Source organism: Klebsiella sp. CN_Kp106, assembly GCF_040064575.1.
Taxonomy (GTDB): domain Bacteria; phylum Pseudomonadota; class Gammaproteobacteria; order Enterobacterales; family Enterobacteriaceae; genus Klebsiella; species Klebsiella michiganensis.
The window spans coordinates 1-1023 of the sequence record NZ_JBEAIG010000031.1 but is presented as its reverse complement, the minus strand read 5'-3'; the positions used below and the strand labels follow the sequence as shown (position 1 = coordinate 1023).

The 1023-nt window shown below is 51.8% G+C and carries 1 rRNA gene; it reads left to right on the top strand.

The features are described from left to right. Positions 1–65 precede the first annotated feature (65 nt). Positions 66–1023: ribosomal RNA gene (locus ABLU96_RS11490) — 23S ribosomal RNA — on the top strand; the annotation flags it as partial.

Here is a 1023-nt window from a genome sequence, read left to right as displayed (position 1 = left end):
GTGTGTTCGAGTCTCTCAAATTTTCGCGACACGACGATGTTTTACGAAACATCTTCGGGTTGTGAGGTTAAGCGACTAAGCGTACACGGTGGATGCCCTGGCAGTCAGAGGCGATGAAGGACGTGCTAATCTGCGAAAAGCGTCGGTAAGGTGATATGAACCGTTACAGCCGGCGATGTCCGAATGGGGAAACCCAGTGCAATTCGTTGCACTATCGTTAACTGAATACATAGGTTAACGAGGCGAACCGGGGGAACTGAAACATCTAAGTACCCCGAGGAAAAGAAATCAACCGAGATTCCCCCAGTAGCGGCGAGCGAACGGGGAGCAGCCCGGAGTCTGAATCAGCTTGTGTGTTAGTGGAAGCGTCTGGAAAGTCGCAGGGTACAGGGTGATACTCCCGTACACTAAAACACACAGGTTGTGAACTCGAAGAGTAGGGCGGGACACGTGGTATCCTGTCTGAATATGGGGGGACCATCCTCCAAGGCTAAATACTCCTGACTGACCGATAGTGAACCAGTACCGTGAGGGAAAGGCGAAAAGAACCCCGGCGAGGGGAGTGAAAAAGAACCTGAAACCGTGTACGTACAAGCAGTAGGAGCCCCACCACCAAAGCGTTTCGCTTTGCGTGGTGCGCAAAATGCGTAACGACAGCGCGATGGACGGTTAACGGAGCGTAAGCGACGTTCAACATCAAAAATCAGGCAGTGGAGCGTTTTGGGGTGGGGTGACTGCGTACCTTTTGTATAATGGGTCAGCGACTTATATTCTGTAGCAAGGTTAACCGTATAGGGGAGCCGCAGGGAAACCGAGTCTTAACTGGGCGTTAAGTTGCAGGGTATAGACCCGAAACCCGGTGATCTAGCCATGGGCAGGTTGAAGGTTGGGTAACACTAACTGGAGGACCGAACCGACTAATGTTGAAAAATTAGCGGATGACTTGTGGCTGGGGGTGAAAGGCCAATCAAACCGGGAGATAGCTGGTTCTCCCCGAAAGCTATTTAGGTAGCGCCTCGTGAA